General features: G+C 75.8%; 18 protein-coding genes. 5 read left to right on the top strand and 13 right to left on the bottom strand.

Going from position 1 to position 18,511, the window contains the following annotated elements:
- Positions 1-127: 127 nt before the first annotated feature.
- From AC24FB_RS10600 to AC24FB_RS10575, 6 genes are all read right to left on the bottom strand, one after another.
- Positions 128-1,426: a geranylgeranyl reductase family protein gene (locus tag AC24FB_RS10600; RefSeq protein ID WP_425713653.1), complete on the bottom strand. Its 1,299-nt coding sequence runs from the start codon at positions 1,424-1,426 to the stop codon at positions 128-130.
- A gap of 186 nt (positions 1,427-1,612) precedes the next feature.
- Positions 1,613-2,308: a demethylmenaquinone methyltransferase gene (locus AC24FB_RS10595; RefSeq protein WP_425713654.1), complete on the bottom strand. Its 696-nt coding sequence runs from the start codon at positions 2,306-2,308 to the stop codon at positions 1,613-1,615.
- Positions 2,309-2,351: 43 nt separating this feature from the next.
- Positions 2,352-3,656, bottom strand: a complete 1,305-nt coding sequence (locus AC24FB_RS10590; protein ID WP_425713655.1) for a S1C family serine protease — start codon at positions 3,654-3,656, stop codon at positions 2,352-2,354.
- A 139-nt stretch (positions 3,657-3,795) separates the two neighbouring features.
- Positions 3,796-5,061 carry an isochorismate synthase gene (locus tag AC24FB_RS10585; protein WP_425713656.1) on the bottom strand — a complete coding sequence of 422 codons (1,266 nt, stop codon included), beginning with the start codon at positions 5,059-5,061 and terminating at the stop codon, positions 3,796-3,798.
- The gene (gene menD, locus AC24FB_RS10580) at positions 5,061-6,734 is read right to left on the bottom strand and encodes a 2-succinyl-5-enolpyruvyl-6-hydroxy-3-cyclohexene-1-carboxylic-acid synthase (RefSeq protein WP_425713657.1); all 1,674 of its coding nucleotides are present in this window, start codon (positions 6,732-6,734) and stop codon (positions 5,061-5,063) included. Before menD ends, AC24FB_RS10585 begins: the two co-directional genes overlap by 1 nt.
- On the bottom strand, positions 6,731-7,681 hold the full coding sequence (locus tag AC24FB_RS10575) for an o-succinylbenzoate synthase (RefSeq protein WP_425713658.1): 951 nt from the start codon (positions 7,679-7,681) through the stop codon (positions 6,731-6,733). The genes menD and AC24FB_RS10575 overlap by 4 nt, the downstream gene beginning before the upstream one ends.
- 70 nt (positions 7,682-7,751) lie before the next feature.
- Between AC24FB_RS10575 and AC24FB_RS10570 the strand changes: the two genes are divergently transcribed.
- Genes AC24FB_RS10570 through AC24FB_RS10560 form a run of 3 tightly spaced genes read left to right on the top strand, consistent with a single transcriptional unit; the run spans position 7,752 to position 10,949 of the window.
- A complete protein-coding gene (locus AC24FB_RS10570; protein WP_425713659.1) occupies positions 7,752-8,720 on the top strand; it encodes a 1,4-dihydroxy-2-naphthoyl-CoA synthase in 969 nt (322 codons plus the stop codon).
- A complete protein-coding gene (locus tag AC24FB_RS10565; protein ID WP_425713784.1) occupies positions 8,720-10,033 on the top strand; it encodes an AMP-binding protein in 1,314 nt (437 codons plus the stop codon). Before AC24FB_RS10570 ends, AC24FB_RS10565 begins: the two co-directional genes overlap by 1 nt.
- A gap of 43 nt (positions 10,034-10,076) precedes the next feature.
- Entirely contained in the window at positions 10,077-10,949 is an 873-nt protein-coding gene (locus tag AC24FB_RS10560; protein WP_425713660.1) for a 1,4-dihydroxy-2-naphthoate polyprenyltransferase, read from the top strand.
- A gap of 3 nt (positions 10,950-10,952) precedes the next feature.
- Here AC24FB_RS10560 and AC24FB_RS10555 read toward each other — a convergent pair whose 3' ends face one another.
- The gene (locus tag AC24FB_RS10555; RefSeq protein ID WP_425713661.1) at positions 10,953-11,447 is read right to left on the bottom strand and encodes a DUF4229 domain-containing protein; all 495 of its coding nucleotides are present in this window, start codon (positions 11,445-11,447) and stop codon (positions 10,953-10,955) included.
- A gap of 91 nt (positions 11,448-11,538) precedes the next feature.
- Between AC24FB_RS10555 and AC24FB_RS10550 the strand changes: the two genes are divergently transcribed.
- Positions 11,539-12,030: a PLD nuclease N-terminal domain-containing protein gene (locus AC24FB_RS10550; RefSeq protein ID WP_425713662.1), complete on the top strand. Its 492-nt coding sequence runs from the start codon at positions 11,539-11,541 to the stop codon at positions 12,028-12,030.
- Between the two features lie 14 nt (positions 12,031-12,044).
- Here the strand turns inward: AC24FB_RS10550 and ccsB are convergent, their stop codons facing one another.
- The 6 genes from ccsB to AC24FB_RS10520 form a co-directional block, all read right to left on the bottom strand.
- Entirely contained in the window at positions 12,045-13,088 is a 1,044-nt protein-coding gene (ccsB, locus tag AC24FB_RS10545; protein ID WP_425713663.1) for a c-type cytochrome biogenesis protein CcsB, read from the bottom strand.
- Between the two features lie 96 nt (positions 13,089-13,184).
- Positions 13,185-14,915, bottom strand: a complete 1,731-nt coding sequence (resB, locus tag AC24FB_RS10540; protein ID WP_425713664.1) for a cytochrome c biogenesis protein ResB — start codon at positions 14,913-14,915, stop codon at positions 13,185-13,187.
- Complete coding sequence (locus AC24FB_RS10535; RefSeq protein ID WP_425713665.1) at positions 14,912-15,790, bottom strand: cytochrome c biogenesis CcdA family protein; 879 nt, start codon at positions 15,788-15,790, stop codon at positions 14,912-14,914. The genes resB and AC24FB_RS10535 overlap by 4 nt, the downstream gene beginning before the upstream one ends.
- Positions 15,791-15,793: 3 nt before the next feature.
- Entirely contained in the window at positions 15,794-16,396 is a 603-nt protein-coding gene (locus AC24FB_RS10530; RefSeq protein ID WP_425713666.1) for a TlpA family protein disulfide reductase, read from the bottom strand.
- The gene (locus AC24FB_RS10525; protein ID WP_425713667.1) at positions 16,393-17,178 is read right to left on the bottom strand and encodes a histidine phosphatase family protein; all 786 of its coding nucleotides are present in this window, start codon (positions 17,176-17,178) and stop codon (positions 16,393-16,395) included. Before AC24FB_RS10525 ends, AC24FB_RS10530 begins: the two co-directional genes overlap by 4 nt.
- Positions 17,179-17,212: 34 nt before the next feature.
- Positions 17,213-17,740, bottom strand: coding sequence for a MarR family winged helix-turn-helix transcriptional regulator (locus AC24FB_RS10520; protein ID WP_425713668.1), 528 nt, complete (start codon positions 17,738-17,740; stop codon positions 17,213-17,215).
- A gap of 146 nt (positions 17,741-17,886) precedes the next feature.
- Here AC24FB_RS10520 and AC24FB_RS10515 point away from each other — a divergent pair, with 146 nt between their 5' ends.
- Positions 17,887-18,432: a YceI family protein gene (locus tag AC24FB_RS10515; protein WP_425713669.1), complete on the top strand. Its 546-nt coding sequence runs from the start codon at positions 17,887-17,889 to the stop codon at positions 18,430-18,432.
- Positions 18,433-18,511 lie beyond the last annotated feature (79 nt).

Genomic DNA, 18,511 nt, shown 5'->3' with positions numbered 1-18,511 from the left:
GCGTCCTCCGTCGACGTCAACGGTCCGGCGATCCTGCCGGGCTGCGGTGTCCAGGTCCGCGCCCGCCGGTCCCGTCCTCCAGGGTAGACGTTCGCCGGGACGGACCCGGCACGTTCGGTACGGGTCGTCATGACACCGGCGCCGCCTTGGCGAGCGCCGCGATGACGCGGTCCATCCAGTCCCCGCCGCGCGGGTCGTACCCGTCGGCGAGGAGCTTCATGACGAACTCCATGAGCACGGGCCGCGGGAGCCCGTACCGCACGCACGCCCGCATGATCCGCGGGTGGGAGATGAGGTGGGCGAAGCCCCGGCCGAGCGTGAAGTAGCCGCCGAGCTCGTCGGCCATGATGCGCGGGTAGGTGCGCAGCGCCTTGACCCGCTCGTAGTCCGAGCTGCGCGCGAGCGCCTGGCCCATGACGTCGGCGGCGATGCGACCGGACTGCAGCGCGTAGGCGATGCCCTCGCCGTTGAACGGGGAGACCATGCCGCCGGCGTCGCCGACCAGGAGGAGCCCGTTGGCGTAGTGCGGCTTGCGGTTGAAGGCCATGGGCAGGGCGGCGCTGCGCAGCTCGCCGACCTGGTTCTCGGGCGTGAAGCCCCACTCCTCGGGGACGTTCTGCATCCACGTGGCGAACAGGCCCTTGTAGTCGAGCCGGGTCGGCGTGGCGGTCGGCGAGAGGGTGCCGAGGCCGACGTTCGCGGTGCCGTCTCCGAGCGCGAAGATCCAGCCGTAGCCGGGCTGGAGGTTCGACTCGCCCGGCTTCCCGTCCCACAGCTCGAGGAACGACTCCATCATCGGGTCGTCGTGACGCGGGGTGCGGAAGTAGGTGCGGATCGCGACGCCCATGGGGCGGCCGGCGTCCTTCTCGATCCCCACGGAGGTGGCCAGCCGTGCGGACACTCCCCCGGCGTCGACGACGAGCGGCGCGCGGTAGGTGACCTCGTCGCCCGCGCGACGGCCCTTCTCGTCCACCGGGCGAGCGGTGACGCCGACGACCCGGCCGGTGCGCTCGTGCCGCACGGCCCCGGTCACGCTCACGCCCTCGCGCAGGTCGGCGCCGGACGCCTCGGCGTGGCGGGCGAGCGTCTCGTCGAGGCTCGTGCGGGCGCGCGCGAGCCCGTAGGACGGCATCGAGGACAGCTCGGGCCACGGGATCTCGATGCGGTGGCCGGCCCCGGAGGTGCGCAGCCCGTGGTTGCGGATCCAGCCGTCCTCCTCGCGCGTGGGCACGCCCATGCGGATGAGCTCGGCGACCGCGCGGGGCGTAAGTCCGTCCCCGCAGACCTTGTCCCGCGGGAACCTCGACTTCTCGAGGACGATCACGCGGTGACCCTGCTGGGCGAGGTAGTGGGAGACGCTCGCGCCCGCCGGTCCGGCACCGACGACGAGGACGTCCGCCTCGTCGGCCACAGGTGCGGCAGGCACGGTCGAGCTCCTTCGTTCGCTGGTCGGGGGGTCCGCCCGAAGAATCGTAAGCCCGCCCACAGGCCGGTTCGGCACCCCCGACGTGATCCTCGTCGCCCCCACGGAATCCGCGGAATTCCGGGACATTCACCGCACGTAATACCCGGGACCAGGGTCCCTGGCGGCGCTCCCGGGGTCACCCCCGGGCTACTCCGGGCGGCGGGCCCGGTGGACGGCGACGATGCCGCCCGAGAGGTTCCTGTGCTGCACGTCGGTCCACCCGGCGGCACGCACGACGTCGGACACCCCGGCCTGGTCCGGCCAGTCCTCGATCGACTCGGCGAGGTAGCCGTACGCGGGGTTGTTCGACGAGCTGAGCCGGGCGAGCCGCGGCAGCACCCCGGTGAGGAAGAGTCGGTACGCCGCCCGCCAGGGCGCCCAGGTCGGGGTCGAGAACTCGGTGACGACGAGGCGTCCGCCCGGTCGTGTCACCCGCAGCATCTCGCGCAGCGCGGCGGCGTGGTCGACCACGTTGCGCAGGCCGTAGGAGATCGTCACCGCGTCGAACGACTCGTCCGCGAACGGCAGGGCGGTCGCGTCCCCGGCGACGAACGCGAGGTCGGGCCGGCGCCGCTTGCCGACCGAGAGCATCCCGGTGGAGAAGTCGCAGGACACGACGTCGACACCCCGGTCGGCCAGCTCAGAGGAGGACGTGCCGGTACCGGCGGCGAGGTCGAGCACCCGGTCCCCGGGGCCGGCGTCGAGCGCGCGCCGCGAGGCCGCGCGCCAGATGCGCACCTGACCGGCGCTGAGCACGTCGTTGGTGAGGTCGTAGCGCTGGGCGACGTCGTCGAACATCCCCGCGACCTCACGGGGGTCCTTGTCCAGCTCGGCTCGGTTCACGCCCGCCAGTGTCGCAGGTGCCCGGGCGCGGGCGGGCGGTCGGTCACCCGTCGGAGGCGGGGGACGCCACGAGCGTCACGCCGACGTCGGACTCCTCCTCGTCGCGGACGACCGCGAGGACGACCTCGTCGCCGCCCACGTGCTCCCTCACGGCGGCGGTGAGCGCGGCCGCCGAGCCGACGGCGGCGTCGTCGAGGGCGGTGACGACGTCCCCCTCGCGCAGGCCGGCCTCGTCCGCGGGGCTGCCGGGCTCGACGGCCCGGACGACGGCGCCGGCGCGCACCTCGCCGCCGGCGGCCGCCTCGCCGTCGTCGAGCGCGACGCCGAGGAACGCGTGCTCGGCGGTGCCGTCCTCGATGAGCTCGCCGGCCACGCGCGAGGCGAGGTCGACGGGGATCGCGAACCCGACCCCGATGCTGCCGCCCTGCCCGCCGGAGCCGGACATCGTGGCGATCGAGCTCGTGATGCCGACGACCCTCCCCTGCGCGTCGAACAGCGGTCCGCCCGAGTTGCCGGGGTTGACCGCGGCATCGACCTGGACGGCGGCGGTGACGACGGGGCCCTCGCCGCTCGCGTCGGTGGTGGTCACCGGGCGGTCGAGGGCCGAGACGATGCCGGTGGTGGCGGTCCCGCGCAGCCCGAGCGGGTTGCCGACGGCGAGGACGGAGTCGCCGACGGCGAGGTCCGCGTCGGAGCCCAGGGTGGCGGGGACGAGGTCGTCCGGCGCCTCGGCGAGCGCGAGCACGGCGAGGTCGGAGGACTCGTCGGTGCCGACGACCTCGGCCTCGAGCAGCCGCCCGTCGTCGAGGGTGACGGTCACCTCCTCGGCGCCCGACACGACGTGGGCGTTGGTGAGGACGTGCCCCGCCTCGTCGAGGACGACCCCGGAGCCGGACCCCTCGCCCTGGCCGGTGCGCACGGACACGGCGACGACGGACGGCGTGACCTCTGCGACGACCTCGCTCCAGCCGTCCTCGCCCGCGGCGCTCGCCGGGACGGCGGTACCCGTCGCGTCGCCGCCGGCGCCCTCGACCGCTGCGGGGCCCGCTGTGCCGTCGCCGGACGCGGCGCCCGCCTCCTGCTGGGCGGCGAGCGCCTGGACGGTCTCCGCGAGGCCGCCGCCGGCCCCCGCGTCGTCCGTGGCGCGCGTGAGCGCGACGGTGGTCCCGGACGCGAGGACCGCGGCGAGCAGGGCGGCGAGGACGACGTGGCGCGAGCCGGTCGCGCGCGGGGCGGACGGCGCCGCCGGGGTCACGCTCGTCGTCGCCGGGTCGCCGGCCGGGGGCGAGGTCGGGGACGGGGTCCACCGGCCGCCGTCGTCGCCGCGCTGGGGGTGCTGCTCGCTCATCTCGTTCTCCTCGTGCTCTTCCGTGGGGACGAGGACGACACAACACGGCGCTCCTCCGAATCCGCCGGGGAGAACCTGCCCGGCCGCTGGACGAGGAGCCACGAGCCTGGGAACGCGCTGGGAGCAGCGGACGAACCGCTCAGCCGGCGAGGTCGGCGGCCGCGGCGGCGAGCGCCTCGCGGACGGGCCGCAGCTTGCTCTCGGTCTCGGCGAGCTCGGCGTCGGGGTCGGCGCCGGCGACGATGCCGCCGCCGGCGTGCAGCCGGATCGAGGCGCCCTCGACCTGCCCGCAGCGCAGGGCGAGGCCGATCTCGCCGTCGCCGGCGGAGTCGAGCCAGCCGACGGGGCCGGCGTAGCGCCCCCGGTCGTGGCGCTCGCGGCGGGCGATGATAGCCATCGCCGCCGCGCGCGGGGTCCCGGCCACCGCGGCCGTCGGGTGGATCGCGTCGACGACGTCGAGCAGACCGGCCCCCTCAGCGAGGCGGCCCGCGACGTCGGTGGCGAGGTGGTGGATGTTCGGCAGCGTGAGGACGTACGGCTCGGGCTGCTCGTCGTCGAGCGCGGCCACCGCGCGCAGCGGGTCGAGGACGGACCGGGCGGCGTGCTCGTGCTCGGAGCGCATCCGCGGGTCGGCGAGGAGCTCGGCGACGAGCTCGTCGTCGGGCCGCTCCCCGCGGGGCAGCGAGCCGGCGAGGACGCGGGAGGCGATCCGGTCGCCGCGGCGGGCGGCGAGCATCTCGGGCGAGGCGCCGACGAGGCCGCCGACGGCGTAGGTCCAGGCGTCCGGGTAGGCCTGCGCGAGCCGGGCGGGCAGCTGGTCGAGGACCTGCGGAGCGGCGGCGATGCGGACCTGGCGCGCGGTGACGACCTTGGCCACCGTGCCCGACTCGATGTCGCCGAGGACGTCGCGCACGAGGGACGTGTACGCGGCGGCATCGCCGTCGTCATCGTCAGCCGCAGCCCCACTGCCGCCGGGGACCCGCGGGCCGACGACGTCCGCGGTCTCGGCCACGCGCGCTCCGTGCGAGGCCCCCGCGAGTGCCGCGTCGGCGTCGAGCGCCGCCCGGAGCGAGGCCGGGTCCACCGCCTGCGCCCACCGCTCGGGCCGTGCGTCGTCGCCGGTACCGACCCGCACGAGCTCGGCCGGCACGTGGAGGAGCGACGGGCTCGGCGAGTCGTCGTCGAAGGTCGAGGAGACGAGGGCGACCGCGGCGCCGGCGGTCCCGACCACCCCCACGTCGACCAGGCGCCAGAGGCCGGCCAGGCGCTGCAGCCGGCGCGGCCCGGTCAGCGCGAGCACGGTCCCGCCGCGCCCGGCGACGCCCCGCCCGCCGCGCGTCCACAGCGCGAGCTCACCGACCGGTGCGGCGAGGAGCTCGGCGAGGCACGGTCCCTCGGCCGCCACTAGATGAGCGACCTGGCGCGCGAGGTCTCGGCCCGGCGCTCGCCGACCCGGACGTGGACGACCGACCGGCCGACGATCGGCTCGCCGAGGATCGTCCGGAGCTCGTCGAGGGTGGCCGGCGCCCGGTAGGCGGCGCCGTAGCCGCGGGCGAGGGCCCCGAGGTCGGCGCGCTGGGGCGTGGTGAACAGGCGGGCGAACCCGTCCGGGGAGGCGTCGGCGTGGCCGAGGAGGGCGAAGATCGCGCCGCCGGAGTCGTCGGCGACGACCACCTGGACGTCGACGTCCTCCTCGAGGGCGCCGAGCAGCAGGCCGCCGGCGTCGTGGAGGAACGTGAGGTCGCCGAGAAGGACCCGGACGGGGCCGCCGCTGCCACGAGCAAGACCCACGGCGGTCGAGATCGTGCCGTCGATGCCGGCGAGCCCACGGTTGGACAGCACGTGCGGGAGCGGGTCCATCCACGGCTGGCCGACGAGGTCGACGTCCCGGACCACGCGCGAGGCGCCGAGCAGCAGGGTCCCGGAGCGGCGCGCGACCCCGGCGACGGTGGCCGCGGCCCCGAGGGCGTCGATCGTCCCGTCGTCGGGCGGCCCGGCGGCGGGGTGGGACAGGCGCGCGACGACGGACCGCCCCGCGTCGAGCCAGAGGTCGAGCCAGGCGTTCTCGTCGGGACCCGGCTCGCCCTCGACCGTGCACCCCTGCGCCACCACGGACGCGGTGCCGGCGGCGTCCGGCCACCGCCCGGTCGGTGCGACGACGACGATCTCCGGCTCCGCCCACCCGAGCAGGCGGGTGACGGGGCGGGAGAGCGTGGGATGACCGGCGACGACGACGCGCTCGATCCGCCCGCCGAGCTGGGGCAGGTCGAGCAGCTCGCGGTAGGCGCTGACGGCGCACCGGCCGCCGCGGGCGCCGGACGTGGGCTCGGCCAGCAGCGGCCAGCCGCCGCACTCGGCGAGCCTCCGGGCCGCCGCCCCCGCGCCGTCCCCGGCGACGACGACCGTGCGCGGCCCGCGCTCGAGGGGGTGCAGCGAGAGCGACGCGGCGGGGGCCGCGACGGGCCGGACCTCGGGCGCCTCCCCCGGCTCCCACGGGGTCTCCGGCGCGAGCGGCTCGCGGAACGCGAGGTTGAGCTGGACCGGCCCGGGGTCCCGCGTGCGGGCGCCGGTGGCGGCGGCCAGGGCGCGCGCGACGTGCTGGGTGAGCGCGGGCCCGTCCGGGGCGCCTGCGGGCACGTCGACGAGGTGTCGCAGCGCCGGGCCGAAGAGGCCGACCTGGTCGGTGGTCTGGTTGGCGCCGGTGCCGCGCAGCTCGTGGGGCCGGTCGGCGGTGAGCAGGACCAGGGGGACGCCGGCGGCGTCGGCCTCGAGGACGGCCGGGTGGAGGTTGGCCACGGCGGTGCCGGAGGTGGTGACGACGGCGACGGGCCGGCGGGCGAGCGCCGGGGGGAGCTCCGGGTTCGCGGTCAGCTCGCCGGCACGGGACAGGCCGAGGGCGACGAACGCGGCGACCCGCTCGTCGATGCGCACGGACAGCCGGAGCCAGCCGGCCCGCTCGGCGGCGTGCAGGGCGTGGGCGAGCGGGGCGGAGCGCGATCCGGGTGCGAGGACGACGTCGCGCACTCCCCCGGCGACGAGGGCGCGGACGACGTCGCGAGCGACGAGGTGGGCGGTCATCGGAGCGCCGCCACGGACTCGAGGCGGGCGAGCCACCGCGCGCGGGTCTCGTCGTCGGCGGCGGGGACCGCGTCGGGCTCGACCGGGCGGACGGGGAGGTGGCCGCCCGCGGGCAGGAGCGGGTCGCTCGTCACGTCGTCCTCGAGCAGGTGCCCGGTGGCGAGGCCGGCGGCCAGCGGCACGCCGTCGAGCGTGTGCTCCGGCAGTGCGGCGGCGAGCGCCACGCCGGCGGCGAGCCCCACGGAGGACTCGAGCGCGGAGGACACGACGACCGGCAGGCCGGCCTCCTCGGCGATCCGCAGGCAGGCGCGCACGCCGCCGAGCGGCTGGACCTTGAGCACGAGGACGTCGGCGGCCCCGGCGCGCGCGACCCGCAGGGGGTCCTCGGCTCGGCGCACGGACTCGTCGGCGGCGATCCGCACGCCCGAGCGGCGGCGGACCTCGGCGAGGTCCTCGACGCCCGCGACCGGCTGCTCGGCGTACTGCAGCCCGCCGGCGGCTCGGTCGAGCTCGGCCAGACGCGAGATCGCGGTGTCGACGTCCCAGGCGGCGTTGGCGTCGACCCGGACATGGCCGCCCGGGCCGAGCGCCTCCCGGACGGCCGCGACCCGCTCGACCTCGTCGGCGAGCGTCTGGCCGGGCTCGGCGACCTTGATCTTCGCCGTCGTGCACCCGCCGGAGGCGCGGACGATCTCGGCGGCCCGCTCCGGGCCGACGGCGGGGACGGTGACGTTGACGGGGACGCGGGGCCGCAGGGCGGCGGGGTACCCGGTCTCGGCCGCCTCGCGGGCGGCGGCGAGCCAGGGGACGGAGACGGCGTCGTCGTAGTCCCAGAAGGGCGAGAACTCGCCCCAGCCGGCGTCGCCGCGCAGGAGGACCCCGTCGCGGCGGTCGAGGCCCCGGAAGCGGGTCCTCAGCGCGGTGGAGTACACGACGGGGTGGGGCACCGCGTCAGGGTAACCGCGCGGCGCCCCGTCGGCCGGGCGACGCCGCCGCACGCCGGGCTACCGTGGCCCGGTGAGCGAGATCCCCGCCCAGGTGTCCGAGACGTTCGACCCGCAGGTCTGGCGGGAGGTCGAGGGCTGGTCGGCCTCCGACGTCACCTACCACCGGGGCGTCGACCGCTCCGGGGGCGCCGAGCGGGACCTGCCGGTCGTCCGCATCGCGTTCGACCGGCCCGAGCTGCGCAACGCCTTCCGGCCCCGCACCGTCGACGAGCTCTACCGGGCGCTCGACCACGCGCGGCTGACGACCGACGTCGGGACCGTGATCCTCACGGGCAACGGGCCGTCGGCGAAGGACGGCGGGTGGGCGTTCTGCTCGGGCGGCGACCAGCGCATCCGCGGCGCGGACGGCTACCGGTACGAGGTCGACGAGGCGGACGACCGCGCGGAGGCGTCCGCGCGCCGCGAGCAGGTCGACCCGGCGCGCGCCGGCCGGCTGCACATCCTCGAGGTCCAGCGGCTCATGCGGACGATGCCGAAGGTGATCGTCGCGGCGATCCCGGGCTGGGCCGCGGGCGGCGGGCACTCGCTGGTCATGGTGAGCGACCTGGCGATCGCCTCGCGCGAGCACGCGCGGTTCAAGCAGACCGACGCGGACGTCGGCAGCTTCGACGCCGGCTACGGCTCGACGCTGCTGGCCCGCCAGGTCGGCGACAAGCGGGCGCGCGAGATCTTCTTCCTCGCCCGCGAGTACTCCGCCGAGGACGCGGAGCGGTGGGGCGTGGTCAACGAGACCGTCCCCCACGCCGAGCTCGAGGCCACGGCCCTGGAGTACGCGGCGATCATCGCGACGAAGTCCCCGCAGGCGATCCGGATGCTCAAGTTCGCCTTCAACCTCGCCGACGACGGCCTGGCCGGCCAGCAGGTCTTCGCGGGCGAGGCGACACGCCTGGCCTACGGCACGGCGGAGGCCCAGGAGGGGCGGAACGCGTTCGTCGAGAAGCGGGACCCGGACTGGTCCGGCTTCCCCTACCCGGTGTGATGGAGCGCGTCGAGGTGCTGCCCGGCGGCACGCGGCCGGGCGACGTCGCCGCCCTGCACGAGGCACTCGCGCTCCGCCTCGGCGGCGCCGACCTCCCCCCGCTCCTGCCGGTCGCGCCGGGCACGGACCCCGACCAGGCGCGCGACGACCTCGCCGACTCCCTCGAGCGGCCCGTCCCGGACGGCACGGCCGCGCTCCTGCGCACCTCCGGGTCGACGACGGGGACCGGCCACGTCGTGGCGCTGTCCGCCGACGCGCTCACCGCCTCGGCCCGCGCCACCCACGCGCGCCTCGGCGGCCCGGGTCGCTGGGTCCTCGCCGTACCCGCGCACCACGTGGCGGGCCTGCAGATCCTCACCCGCTCCGCCGTGGCCGGCCACGACCCGCTCGTGCTCGACACCACCGGCGGCTTCGACCCGGCCGCGCTGGCCGAGGTGGTGAGGATGGCCGACGGGACCGGCGAGCCCGCGCCCGCCTATCTCTCCCTCGTGCCGACCCAGCTCGTGCGCGCGCTCGCGGCCGGGCCGGACGTCACCGGGGCGCTGGCCGGCCTCGGCGCGGTCCTCGTGGGCGGCGCCGCGCTCGCCCCCTCGACGCTGCGCGCGGCGGCGGACGCCGGCATCCGGGTGGTGCGCACGTACGGGATGACGGAGACCGGGGGCGGCTGCGTGTACGACGGCCGGCCCCTCGACGGGGTCGGGATCGAGGTCGACGACGAGAGCCGGATCTGGCTCTCCGGCCCCGTCCTCGCCCACGGCTACCTCGACGACGCGGCCGCCGACGCGTCGACGTTCGTCGGCGGCCGGCTCCGGACCACCGACGCGGGTCGGATCACGGACACCGGCGCGCTCGAGGTGCTCGGCCGCCTCGACGACGCCGTGACGTCCGGCGGCGTGACCGTCGCCCCGGTCGCGGTCGAGCGCCGCCTGACGGGGATGGCGGACGTCGCGGAGTGCGCCGTCGTCGGCGTCCCGGACCCCGAGTGGGGCGAGATCGTCGTCGCCGTCGTCGTGCTCACCCCGGGCCGCCCGCCCGGCCCGACGAGCGTGCCGGAGCTCCTCGCCGTCGCCCGCGCGCAGACCGGCGACCTCTCCCCCGCCCACGCGCCGCGGGCGCTGGTCGTGGTCGACCGGCTCCCGCTGCGCGGCCCCGGCAAGGTCGACCGGCGGGCCGTGACGACGGTGGCGTCGCGGGCGCTCGGGGTCGGCACGGGCGACCACTCCGGCGACCGGCGCACGGCCCGTGCCGGGGACGGCGACCGGGTGACGGTGGCGGGCGTCGCCCGGTACAAGTCGCGGCCGGCGCTGGGCTAACCTCGCTTGCGCCCGAGCCGCGGGCACGGGCGAAGGAGGTGTCATGGCGAGCGTCGCCGACTGGATCGAGGGCGCCCGTCCGCGGACCCTCCCGGCGGCCGTCGCGCCGGTGCTGCTGGGGACCGGGGCCGCCGCGCAGGTCGGCTCCGCCTCGGTGCCGCGGGCCCTGCTCGCCGCCGGCGTCGCGCTCGCCCTCCAGGTCGGCGTCAACTACGCCAACGACTACTCCGACGGCGTGCGCGGCACCGACGAGTTCCGCACCGGCCCGCAGCGCCTGACCGGGGGCGGCCTCGCCGCACCGGGGAAGGTCAAGGCCGCCGCGCTCGCGAGCCTCGGGGTCGGCGCGCTGCTCGGCCTCGTGCTCGTCGCGGTGAGCGGGCAGTGGTGGATGCTCGCCGTCGGGGCCGTATGCCTCCTCGCCGCCTGGGGCTACACGGGCGGCTCGCGCCCCTACGGGTACATGGGGCTCGGCGAGGTCTTCGTGTTCGTCTTCTTCGGGCTCGTCGCCACGCTGGGGACCACGTGGACGCAGGCCGGGGAGCTGCCCTGGACCGCGTGGGCGGCGGCCGTCGGCGTGGGCCTCGTGGCGTGCGCGCTGCTCATGGTCAACAACATCCGCGACATCCCCACCGACGTCCCCGCCGGGAAGCGCACGGTGGCCGTCCGGCTCGGCGACCGGCTCGCGCGCCGCACCTACGTGGCGATGCTCGCGGTTCCGGTCCTGCTCGGACTGGCCTGCGCGATCGTGGCGCCGTGGTCGCTGCTCGTGCTTCTCCTGCTGCCGCTCGCGTGGCGCTGCTGCGCGCCGGTGCTGCGCGGCGCCGCGGGGCGCGACCTCATCGGCGTCCTGCGGGACACCGGGTTCCTCGAGCTGGGCTACGGCCTCACGCTCAGCCTCGGGCTCGCGCTGGGCTGAGGACTACCGCTCGCGGGCGTCCTCGCGCGCCTCGGAGTCGGTGTGCGTGGGGGCGTCGGCCACCGCGTCCGGCACGCGCTCGAGCGACGAGCTGCCGTCCGCCTCCTCCGCCGCGGCGTCCGCGGTCACCGACCCGTCCGCCGAGGCTCCCTGGGCCGTCGCCTCGGGCTCGGCCGGGGCGTGCTCGACGAAGGTCTCGCCGTCGATCGTCCCGTCCCCGTCCCCGTCGAAGCCGCCGTCCTCGCTGTCGCTGTCGCTGTCGAGCATCGCGTCCTCCTCGTCGGCGTCGTGGTCCACCCGCGTGCGCCGGTCGTCCTGCCGTGCGAGCGAGCCGGCCGCCTCGTTCCGGATCCCGGGCAGCGCCACGTAGGACACCATCGCCGCGAGCAGCAGGGCGCCCAGCCACATGAGCCACGACCGGGCGCCGGCCAGGTAGAGCACGCCGGCCACGGCGAGCAGCACGACGATCCGCGCGAACGCGTACTTGAGGATGGCCACCCGCCCAGGTTACGTCGCGGCGGACGGGCCGCGACGAAGCGGTGACCACCGACGCACTGCCCGGCGGCCCCCGCCGACCTACCCTGGAGGGGTGACTCGTCTCGTCCCCCTCGTCGTCGCCGTCGGCGTCATCGCCTTCGCGCTCATCGACTGCGCCCGCTCCGACGCCGAGAAGATGCCCGCCCGCATCCCCAAGGGGATCTGGATCGTCCTCATCCTCGTCCTGCCGGTGGTCGGCGCGGTGGGGTGGCTCCTGCTGTCCCGGATGCAGGCGGGGCGCGCGGGCGGTCCGGGCGGTCCCGGCGGCTCGGGCGGTTCCCGGCCCCCGCGCGGCGGGCCGTCCCGGCCGAGCCGCGGCCCGGTCGCGCCCGACGACGACCCGGAGTTCCTCGCCCGCCTCGAGGCCGATCGCCGGCGCCGGGAGCGCGAGCGCCGGCAGCGCGAGCGCGACGCCGAGCGCGAGGGGCGCGGGACGACGAACGGATCCACGCCCGACGACGAACGGCCCACCGACGACCCTGGTCCCGGCGCGGGCGGCGGGGTCTCCGCCGACCCCCACGAGAACCCGGGCTCGCCGGCCTGAGACCGGCCCCGGCTCTAGCCGATGCCCGAGTAGGCGTGGCGCGAGTTGAGGAACAGGTTGACGATGAAGTAGTTGCCGAGGATGAGCCCGAACCCGGTGAGCGAGAGGTAGGCCGCCCGGCGCCCCTCCCAGCCGCGCGTGAGGCGGGCGTGCAGGTAGGCGGCGTAGACGATCCAGATCAGCAGCGTCCACACCTCCTTGACGTCCCAGCCCCAGGGCCGGCCCCAGGCGTGCTCGGCCCAGATGGCGCCGGCGATGAGCGTGAAGGTCCACAGCACGAACCCGATGGCGATGAGCTGGAACGCCATCCGCTCGAGCTCGGCGGAGCTCGGCAGGCGCTCGGAGAGCCGGTCGCGGAACCCCGCGAGGCCGGTGCGCGGCGAGTCTACGGAGCCGGCCCCGCCGTCGTCGGACCCCACCTCACCCCTACCCGCGGCGCCCTCGGCCGACCGCGTGGACGTCTGCGCCGCGCGCCCGTCGGCGGTGACGAGGGCGGCCGGGTCGGCGGTGGCACGCGCCTCGGCCCGGCGCGCACGGCCGATCTCGGCACGCTCCTGCAGCAGCTGGACGAGGGAGAGGATCGCGGAGACCGCGAGGACGCCGACGGCGAGCGTGGCGACGAAGACGTGGATGATCAGCCAGTAGCTGTCGAGCGCCGGCGGGATGCCGTCCGCACGGACGTAGAGCACCGAGACCGCGAGCCCCAGGGACAGGACCACGAGCCCGGCGACGCCCGCACCCAGGACGCGCAGGTCGCGCGACCGGTTGAGGAGCAGGAAGATCCCGACGGCGATGAGCGTGAACACGATCGAGAACTCGTACATGTTGGCCCACGGGACGCGTTCGGTCGCGATCGCCCGCGTGAGCACCCCGACGACGTGGATGGCGAAGCCGGCAACCATCGCGGACACGCCGATCCGCGCGAAGCGGCGCCCCTTGTCCGAGCTGTCCATGAATCTCGCCAGGTCGACGGCGAACGCCAGCAGCGAGATGACGTAGGCCCCCATCGCGCCGTAGATGGCCAACGTGCAGATCTGAGCCAGCGTGGACTCGGGCATGCGTGGTCCTTCGTCGTCGGGGCGCGCTGCGGGCGCTCGATGGATGTGTGTCATTGTGCCCCACCCTCTTTCGGGCGCGGGGCGCGGTCGCTGGCGCTAGTCCGGCCCGCGGGACGGCGCGGCGGCGCCGTCCTCGGAGGTCGTCCCCGCGGGCGCCGGAGCGGCGTCCGAGGAGTCCTCCTCGAGGTCGAGCGCGGCGAGCAGGCGCTCGATCTCGCGCTCGGTGCCGGGGTCGTCCCCCCGCGCGAGCGCGGCGGTCTCGAGCCGCGTGCCGTCGCCGTCGGAGGTCAGTCGCACCCACACCCGTCGGCGGGGGACGAACAGCGAGCCGAACAGGCCGAGCATCGCCGCGATCGAGGCCGCCAGGAGGTAGGGCAGCGTGGGGTCGTTGCGCAGGTCCAGGGCGACGAACCTCGGCAGCTCCTCCTCGAACGTGATCGAGCCGAGCCCCTCGGGCAGCTCGACCGTGTCGCCGGGGCCGAGGTAGATCGTCAGCGGCACCTGCCCACCCTCGGCGGACCCGGCCGAGCCGTCGGCCGCGGGCTCGTAGACCTGCCGCATCCGGTCGGTGTCGAGGACGTAGACGTTCTGGGGCTCGCCCTCGTCGAGCCCGAGGTCGCCCACCCACAGCGTGAGCACGAGCAGGGGATCCTCCGGCTGCGGATGGATCGAGACGGGCGTGCCGGCGGTGTCGACGATCGCGGTGGGCAGGAAGGTCCCGGTGAGGCCGAGCTGCTCCTGGTCGCCCGAGACGTCCGGGACCTTGACGACGCCTCTCGAGGTGTAGACCCCGTCCTCGGGCAGGAACGGCACCGGCTGGGAGAACGCGACCTCGCCCGCGCCGTCGTGCACGGTCAGGCGGGGTGCGTAGCCGTTGCCGGAGAGGTAGATGTTCGTGCCATCGACGTTGAGCGGATGGTTGACGGCGATGTCGCCGGCCTCCGCGGTGCCGTCGGCGCGCGTCACCGACACCTCGGCGAGGAAGTCGCGGGCCTGGGCGTCGAGCGTGAACTCGGAGCTGAACTCGTCCAGGCGGACGACGAACGGGTCGAGGGAGCCCGTGCGCACGAGCGAGCCGGCGGTGAAGGAGTCGTAGTCGACCACGGAGTTCGCGAAGCTCTCCCCCTCGACGACGATGGCCTGGCCGCGGTAGGAGATCATCTGCCCGAGCCCGAAGGCGACGAGGACGGCGAGCAGGGCGAGGTGGAAGACGATGTTCCCGGTCTCGCGCAGGTAGCCGCGCTCGGCGGCGACCTCGACCGTGCCGTCGTCCTTGGCGGAGACCACCGCACGGAACCTGCGGCGCAGCGCGACGCGTGCCGCCTCGCCGAGCTCGGCGGGCGTACGGGTGGGGTCGCGACGGACGCTGTGCCCGGCGAACCGGGTCAGCCGGCCGGGAACCTTCGGCGGCGCGGCCCGCAGCGACCGCACGTGCACGCCGATGCGCGGGACGATGCAGCCGATCAGGGAGACGAACAGCAGCACGTAGACGGTCTGGAACCAGATGGACCCGTACATGTCGAACAGGTCGAGCCGGTCGAGCCAGCCGGACAGCTCGGGACGCTCGGCCCGGAACTGCGACACGGCCGCGGGGTCGGAGGCCTGCTGGGGGATGAACGCGCCCGGGAGCGCGGCGACGGCGAGCAGGAGGAGCAGGAGGATCGCCGTGCGCATCGACGTCAGCTGGCGCCACGCCCACCGCAACCAGCCCACGAGGGACAGGGACGGTCCGGTGGCGCGGCTGCCGTCACCCGCTGCCGCGTCGTCGTCGGGGCCCGCCCGGCCCTGGCCGGACTTGGAGGAGAGGTTGGTGGGGTCCGCGGTCACAGCGGCGTCACCCACCCGGCGACGAGGCCCTGCAGGCGTCCCACGATCCACTCCCAGGCACCGGTGACGAGCAGGATCCCCAGAGCGATGAGGACGACGCCGCCGACGACCTGGATCGTGCGGGCGTGACGCCCGAGGGCGGACAGGGCGCGCGCCGAGCGGGCGACGGCCACGGCGGCGACGACGAACGGGACCCCGAGCCCGAGGCAGTACACGACCGTGAGCAGGAGGCCGCGCGCCACGGACTGCTCGGACAGGGCCAGGGTGAGCACGGCGGCCAGGGTCGGGCCGATGCACGGTGCCCAGCCGAGCCCGAACACGGCGCCGAGCACGGGCGCGCCGGCGAGGCCGGCGCGGGGGGCGACGTCGAGGCGTCGCTCGGCCTGGAGGAACGGGATCCGGCCGACGAACGCGAGCCCGAGCAGGATGACGACGACGCCCGCCACGCGCAGGACGGTCGGCAGCACCGGGGCGAGGGCGATCCCCAGCGAGGCCACGGCCACGCCGGCCACCACCCACACCGCGGAGAAGCCGGAGACGAAGAGGATCGCGCCGAGCGCGACCCGGCGGCCGGACGCGCGACCCGTCGCCGCCGCCTGGGCCTCGCGCCGTGCGATCGCCGCACCTGCGCCGACCGGGCCCGCACCAGCGCCTGCCGGGCTCCCGCCTGCGCCGGACGCGGGGACGGCGGTCGCCTCCCGGTAGCGCTCCGTCGTCGAGCCCGCCATCCCTCCGAGCAGGCCGACGTAGCCGGGCAGCAGCGGCAGGACGCACGGGGAGAAGAAGGAGATCAGCCCGGCGAGCAGGGCGAGCGGGACCGCGAGCAGGAGCGATCCCGAGGTGACGACCTCCCCCACGGAGGCGACGGCGTCCACGGCTCAGGCCTCGGCGAGGACGTCGTCGACGAGCCCGCGCAGGATCGTCGGGTCGGCCTGGCCGAGGATGCGGGCGGCGACCCGACCCTCCTGGTCGAGCACGACGGTGGTCGGCATGGCGGACAGCGGGACCAGGCCCTCGAACGCGGCGACGGCCCGCGCCTCGGAGTCGTGCACGGACGGGTAGGGGATCTCGAACGTGTTCTCGAAGGCCTGGGCGGTGGCGGTGTCGTCGCGCGGGTTGACCCCGAGCATGACGACCTCGCCCTCGTAGTCCGCGGCCATCTCCGCGAGGTCGGGGGCCTCGACCCGGCACGGCGGGCAGGCGGCGTACCAGAAGTTGACGACGGCGACACCCCCGCGGGCGTCGGCGAGGTCGACCGGCTGCTCGTCGTAGGAGGTGCCGGTCAGCTCGATCGCGTCGCCGCGCTCGTCCGGGTCCCACGTGGTGAACGAGCCGTCGCCGGCCTCGTAGCCCGCGCCGACGTCGCCGCCGTCCGGCGAGGACCCCGACGGCGCACAGGCGGCCAGGGACCCCGCGAGGGCGAGCGCCCCGAGGGCGGCCGGGACCGTGCGGGAGCGGGTGCGGGAGGTGCGGGGCGTCACGCGCGGACCTGCTCGCCGGCGTCCGCGGCGGAGTCGGCCGTCTCGGGCGTGGGGACGGTGCGCGGGAGCGGCGGTGAGGTCTTCGTCCCGGAGCGCGCGGAGCGCCGGCCGGACCCGGTGTTGACGGCCGCCCGGGACGTGCCGGGGGTGACGTCGATCGCGTCGGCCACGAGTGCGGCGGCCGGCTCGTCGTACGTGATGCCGACGAGCCGACGGTCGTCGAAGTGCAGCGAGGTGAGGGACGCGAGGGCGGCCTCGCGGCGGCGCGGGTCGTGCGCGAGCGGGCGACGCTCGACGACGAGGCGGGTGACCCAGATCGGCAGCTGGTGGGAGACGAGGACGACCTCGCCGCCCTCGGAGCGGATGAGGACGGCGCGCACGGCGTCGGTCATCCGGTCGGCGATCGCGCGGTGCGCCTCGCCCCAGCTCGGCCGCAGGGGGTCGACGTACAGCGGCCAGTAGCGCGGGTGCGCGAGCGCGAGCGGGTTCGCCCGGATCGTGAGCCCCTCGAAGGCGTTCCCGCCCTCGATCAGCCGCTCGTCGGTCTCGACCTCGAGACCGAACGCCTCGGCCACGGGCCGGCCGGTCTCCTGGGCCCGCTCGAGCGGGGAAGCGACCACCCGGCGCACGTCGTGGCCGGTCTCGCGCAGGTGGGCCGCCACCGACCGGGCCATGGCGCGCCCGCGCTCGGAGAGGTGGAACCCGGGCAGGCGGCCGTAGAGCACGCCGGAGGGGTTGTGGACCTCGCCGTGACGCAGGAGATGGACGACTGTGTGGGGCATGGGACCAGTGTCGCAAACTGTGCGGCCCGCGCGGTCAGCGGGTCCGCCGCTCACCGTCCGCGGTCCGCCCCGGCGCCGGTGCCGGCGGACGGTCGCGCGCGACCTCGCGGTCGATCTCGTCGTCGTCGAGGAGTGCGGCCATGATGCGGCCGAGCTCGGACATCTGCTCGGTCGTCAGTCGGTCGACGAGCCGGCCGCGGACCGCCTCGACGTGCCCGGGCGCCGCCTCCTCGAGCCGGGCGTACCCGGCGTCGGTCAGGCGCGCGTTCACCCCGCGGCGGTCCTCGCAGTCGTTGCGGCGCTCGACGTAGCCGGCCTCCTCGAGCCGGCGCACCGTGTGCGTGAGCCGGGACCGGGAGTGGACGAGGTCCTCGGCGAGGGAGGACATCCGGCGCACCCGGTCCGGGGCCTCCGAGAGGCGCACGAGCACCTCGTACTCCGGCAGCGAGAGGCGCGCACTCACGGTGAGGTCGTGGTTGACGTCCTCGAGGACCTGGGCCGAGGCTCGCAGGAAGAGGCGCCACGACCTCTGCTGGTCGAGGCTGAGCCATCGCGTGTTCATCCCGGTCCTCCATCCTGACCCCGCACCGCCGCGGGGTCCCCCGGGCGGGGGGCTTGCGTCGACGTCCAGAATTAGTTTACAGTTCAATCGTTCACGCTTCAACCACTTCGTCGGCGAGAGTCGGCGCGATCCACGCTGGAGGCAGTATGTCGACCATCCCCGCCGGTACCTACACCATCGAGCCCTCGCACTCCGAGGTCGGCTTCACCGTCCGCCACGCGGGCATCTCGAAGGTCCGCGGCCAGTTCACCGACTTCGCGGGCGAGCTCGTCATCGCCGAGGACTTCGCCCAGTCCTCCGCGAACGTCACGATCCAGTCCGCCTCGGTCGACACCAAGGACGCCAACCGCGACGGCCACCTGCGCTCGGCCGACTTCTGGGACGCCGAGAACAACCCGGAGTGGACCTTCGTCTCCACCTCGGTCGACGGCGACGCCCCCGAGTTCACTCTCAACGGCGACCTCACGCTCAACGGCGTGACCAAGCCCGTCGCCCTCGCGGTCGAGTTCAACGGTGCGGCGACCGACCCGTTCGGCCAGGCCCGCATCGGCTTCTCCGCCACGACGACGATCTCCCGCAAGGAGTTCGACCTCACGTGGAACGCCGCCCTCGAGACCGGTGGCGTCCTCGTCTCCGACAAGGTCACCATCACCATCGAGGTCGAGGCCGTCCCGCGGGCCGCCCAGGCCTGAGCCTGAGCGCCTGACCGACTGACGCGGCGAGGGCCGGTCCCCCATCGGGGGACCGGCCCTCGCCACGTCGAGACTGCGG

It is taken from the genome of Georgenia sp. Z1344, from assembly GCF_057652375.1.
The sequence above is the reverse complement of the archived record's forward strand: the minus strand, read 5'-3'. Positions and strand labels throughout refer to the sequence as shown.